This window comes from Borrelia hispanica CRI, from assembly GCF_000500065.1.
GTDB lineage: Bacteria > Spirochaetota > Spirochaetia > Borreliales > Borreliaceae > Borrelia > Borrelia hispanica.
Genome location: NZ_AYOU01000054.1, coordinates 1 through 4685, shown reverse-complemented (window position 1 = coordinate 4685; position 4685 = coordinate 1). Strand labels below are relative to the sequence as shown.

3 protein-coding genes and 3 pseudogenes are annotated in these 4685 nt (G+C 29.7%); 3 read left to right on the top strand and 3 right to left on the bottom strand.

The window, feature by feature from the left end; genetic code table 11:
- Window positions 1-520 (top strand): variable large family protein (locus U880_RS0101465; RefSeq protein WP_024654295.1); only part of this gene is annotated, 520 nt, incomplete at its 5' end.
- Window positions 521-608: 88 nt separating this feature from the next.
- Here U880_RS0101465 and U880_RS09830 read toward each other — a convergent pair.
- A pseudogene (locus U880_RS09830) lies at window positions 609-1045 on the bottom strand (variable large family protein); the annotation flags it as partial.
- A gap of 295 nt (window positions 1046-1340) precedes the next feature.
- Between U880_RS09830 and U880_RS09825 the strand changes: the two are divergent.
- Together U880_RS09825 and U880_RS0101450 are read left to right on the top strand one after the other, a co-directional pair.
- Window positions 1341-1915 (top strand): annotated as a pseudogene (locus U880_RS09825) (variable large family protein); the annotation flags it as partial.
- A 376-nt stretch (window positions 1916-2291) separates the two neighbouring features.
- Window positions 2292-2522 carry a hypothetical protein gene (locus U880_RS0101450; protein ID WP_024654481.1) on the top strand — a complete coding sequence of 77 codons (231 nt, stop codon included), beginning with the start codon at window positions 2292-2294 and terminating at the stop codon, window positions 2520-2522.
- A 260-nt stretch (window positions 2523-2782) separates the two neighbouring features.
- Here U880_RS0101450 and U880_RS10740 read toward each other — a convergent pair.
- Window positions 2783-3049 (bottom strand): annotated as a pseudogene (locus U880_RS10740) (variable large family protein); the annotation flags it as partial.
- A gap of 240 nt (window positions 3050-3289) precedes the next feature.
- Entirely contained in the window at window positions 3290-4198 is a 909-nt protein-coding gene (locus tag U880_RS0101440) for a hypothetical protein (RefSeq protein WP_024654480.1), read from the bottom strand.
- Window positions 4199-4685 lie beyond the last annotated feature (487 nt).

Genomic DNA, 4685 nt, shown 5'->3' with positions numbered 1-4685 from the left:
AAAATTAAAAGAGAGTAATTTAGTATTGAATCAACAATCAATAGGAATAGCCAATCCAGAAAATGGAGCTAAGGTTTTAACAGCAGGTGCTAATGCAGGTGGGGCTTCTGGTCCAGAAGCAGTAGCAATAGTATCGGCAGTGAGTAGTGAAGAAATTTTAGAATCTATAGTTAAATCAAAAGAAAATGATGTTAAATCACTGTCAGGAAATGCCGTGGCAGGTACAACTCCATTGGAATTTGCAAAAGGAACAAATAATACTGGTCATTTAGCACAAGGGGCAGCTAAAGCAGCAGCAGTAGCTGGAGGAATCGCCCTACGTTCATTGGTTAAAGATGGCAAATTAGCTGCTAATAATAATAATGATGAAAAAGCAGTACAAGGAGCAGGAATAAGTGCAGTAAATAAACTATTAGTAGCAATAGAAGATATAATTAAAAAAACAGTAAAGAATGTGCTTGAAAAAGTAAAACAAGAAGTAGATAAAGCACGAGCTACAAAAGTAGCAAATCATCAATAAGATAGATAGTTAGATTAGGTTACTTAAAAGCGAGAGTAGAAGGAAATCTAGAGATAAATCTGGGTTTCCTTTTATTTCTATATTGTTATACGATTGGTACAGTGGGTTTAATAGAAGAAAAAGTTTTCAACACCATCACCTTAGCTCCGCCCCCAGCAGCATTATTACCACAAATAGCAACATTACCAATTAAGTCACTAGCATCACCAATAGCCTCACTAGCAGTCTTAGCCCCAGCAATTATTTTTCAAGTGTCTCGCCAATTAATTTCTTCACTATACCCTCTACCCCCTCAACATTAGGATTCCCTTTTCTCTTCATATCAGCAACAATTTTTTCAAGCTTATCCTTTGTTCCTTGCACGGTACCCTGAACTTTCTTAAAATATTTCCCCACATCCGATTTCTTACTTTCCAAATTCAATCCCAATACACTCCCTACCACATACCCAAAAGACGTAAAAACATTCAAAAAATCATCCCCCAATCTCACTAAAGACTTCAAAAACCTACTCTCTCTACTCTCTTCCTTTTATTTCTATCATTTTCTCTTCACATCCTTGTTTTTTTATTAGCCATACATCAGTTTGGTATCAAACTCTAAAACACTGCCAATCATATCATACATTTATCCAAAGCCGATTAGTAAAAATACCATTCTGAATATCTCACTTTAAATTTTTTCTTCATTTATGTTTAATCTCTTATATTCTTTATGTTTTTATATATGAATCGTAATTTATCCATTCATTTTTATATGATTTTGTTTTTTTGTTTTTCTTAAAAGAATAAACCTACTTTAAGAGAAATCATAATACTTTGTAAAGGGAATTAAGTCAATTGTGGATATAGTACTTAAGGATAAAGGAAGTGCTGATGCTGGAGATGGTAAAAAAGCCGATGATCTTGGAGAAAGGGGGGTTAATGCTGGTGATGCAGGAAACTTATTTGGTAATACTGGTAATGATGGTGCTATTGTTAATTCTCCTAAAAAATCAGCAGCTGATGCACTAAAAGCAGTTGGAGCAGTAACTGGTGCTGATATATTACAAGCTATAGTTAAATAAGGTGGTGATGCTGTTAAGTTAGCTGTTAATAGCCCTACCGATGCTGTTGCTGGTGTATGGAATAATGCAAAAGATGGCACTAGTGCAGGAGGGATAGTATTAAGGGTAATGGCAAAAGGTGGTAAATTTGCTAAATAAAATGCTGCTGCTAATGTTGATGTTGTTACTGCAGTTAAAGGAGTAGCAGTAAGAGCAGTAACTAGGGCATTAGATACATTATAGCAATAAGAAAGATAATAGATGCAGGTCTTAAAAAAGTGAAAGAAGCAATAAAAATCAATGTTAATGCAACTTCTGTAGTATCTGAAAATAGTGTTTATGGTGGTTAAAATTATATAAGTAAATAAAAAATAAGAGAAATAAAGTTATAAAGGAAAGATACTAGGGGTTAATTTCTTGGTATCTTTTGTTTTATTATGTTCAAAAAAGATATATTTTATTTGCTATCATTTGTTAGTTATCATCTATTCATTCATAGGATGTATATGTTCTAATTAAAAATATTCGGTTTATTATATAAAATTGTATATTTATAAGATTTTGTAAAAAACATAATGAGTTATATTATATATAGCCTATTTATATAAAAATATAAAATAATAATTTAATACTACTTCCTAATATCAAAGAAATCAAGGACCATTACTATCAATATTCAATATACACGCAAAAGGTACTAATACTTATGATGATGATAAGTTACCTATGGAAGAATTGAAGAAAGATGCAGTAATAGTGATGGTAATAACGACAGGATGTAATGGTGAAGTAGCGGATCTTAAGACACAATTACTTACTTCGATTGCTATACGAAAAAGGGTTTATGGATGTTTTTGTCATTTTGGGGGATATGTTGGCAGAGACATTAGGAATCAAGGCAGGGTACAAAGAAAAGTGAGAGAAGAGCTTATTTTACTAAAATTGATGAAACTATGAAATCAGTTAAAGAAAAAATTAAAGGATGTTGTTGAGAAGAATGACAATTATGAAAGAAATAAACAAAAACTGAATGAAATCATACATGATAAATAAAAAAACAATAAATGTTCAACAAGAAATACTAAAATGCAAAAAAGTAAAACAACTCTCATGCATAAAGATCAAAGTGTTTCCCTTAATTTTATTTACTTTATTTAATCTTACGATTTATTTAGTAACAGGGGAATTTGAGTAGTACCAGCTTCTGTAGCATTACTTTCAGGTATCTCAGAAGATCTTATTCCCTTAACTACACTAAATCCTAATGCATCCCCAACAGCACTCCCAAAAACACCAAAAATCTCCTGAAACCCTTCTCCGATCTTAACTAAAGAATCTAAAAAACTATTCTTTCTCTCTAATTCTACTTTCTACGCTTCTAACACTCCATTATTACATCCCATCATCACTACCATCACCACCATCATCATTACTTCTACTATTCTTCTCTTTATTATCTCGCCTCTTCTACTTATTCTTTTCATTCTTTTTTCGCGTCCTATTTTTTATTTATTTCTTATTTTTTAGCTTATCTATTAGGAAAGACACAAAAAAAATCAGAAAAAAACAAATGTCTTGTAAGACACAATATGTTTTTTTTTATACTAAAATTAACATTATAATTAAGCGCCATTGAATCTTTTATGATAATTAAAATGTCTCATATAAGTTAAAACTTACTTAATTATAGCCTATTTGCAATTTAACGATATATAAATATAGTACTACTTTCTTACAAGTCTTAATGCGTGATGTGCATTCTTTAGTGTTTCAAAATCTTTTGATGCTTGCTCTATGGCAATCTTTAGGCTGTCTTGCTTTTCTTTTACTCGCTTAAACATATCGTCTGCACTATTTAAGCTTTTTTTTGCATCTGATATATAATAATAACGTATACCATAATAATAATTACTTGTTCTCAAATGTCGTGATTCACTTAAAGCAGAATTAGCAAGGCCCCTTGCATGTTCAGCACTACTTTTTGCATGTTCCAATCCATTAATCCCATCTTGATGTAATACCATTGCACTATTTTTACTTGATTTGATTTTATTAATTGCTTGCTCTAGCTTAATTTTCAAGCTTACATCAATACCATTTTTAGAAGAACTTCTTGACTCCTCGAAATCAGACGTAGCTTTAGTAATATCAGCTTGCATATTCTCAAGCGTTAATAATGATGCACTTAATTCACTATGCATTGCATTAATGGCTGTCGACTTAGTATTAACTTTGCTCATAATATCATTAGCTTCAGAATCGTAAGCAACGATTGCATCTTCTTGCTCCTTAGTGAATTTATTAGTTTTGTGTATCTCATTGTTTTGTGCGTTATTCTTAACCGCTAAAACTTTACGTTGTGACTTTTGTGCTATATCATTTGCTATAAGATCTTTTCCTAATCTTGCATCTGAAGGTTTTCCTATCATACTTATACTACCACCAGACTCTGATTTTTCTGCATCTGTTACTTTATATGACGTTATACTAGATTCATCTGTAAATTCAATATTCTGCATAAGATTTTTTTTATCTCCCAAAAGCTTTTTTGGTTTTAGTGCATGTTCATAAAGTTCACATGATACTAAACTAATTAACATGCTAATTGATAATACTTTAAATAAATTAAACATAATGTTCTCCTGCCTTGAAATTAATATAATAATGGTTATTATTAATCAATAATATATATATATCACTTTATCTAAAATACAAAATATTTTTTAATTAAAAAATATTTTGTTTCTTTTTTTCTCATTCTTACTTTTATATATAATAAATTCCTCATCTGCTAAGAAAAATATTTCTTTAAAAGGTTTATTAGTTAGTTATGTATAAGTATCTATTTTAGATATAAATAAAGATGTATTTTTTTATATGTTTGATATTATTTTTTTGTTTCATTAATATGTTCTAAATAAAAATATTCGGTTTGTTATATTAAATTGTATAGATTTGTATAGTGGTAATATTTTTTAAAAATATAATAAATTATAAAAAGTAAGTTTTTAACTTATATTGAGATATTTTGGTTATTTGAAGAGATTTAACGGCGCTCATTTATAACTTAAACCTAATATAATAAAAGATACTAGAATTTATAAAAATTAATCTTTTACA

Coding starts and splice junctions, on each gene's coding strand:
- U880_RS0101440 (WP_024654480.1), bottom strand. CDS start 4,198: ATGTTTAATTTATTTAAAGTATTATCAATTAGCATGTTAATTAGTTTA.
- U880_RS0101450 (WP_024654481.1), top strand. CDS start 2,292: ATGGAAGAATTGAAGAAAGATGCAGTAATAGTGATGGTAATAACGACA.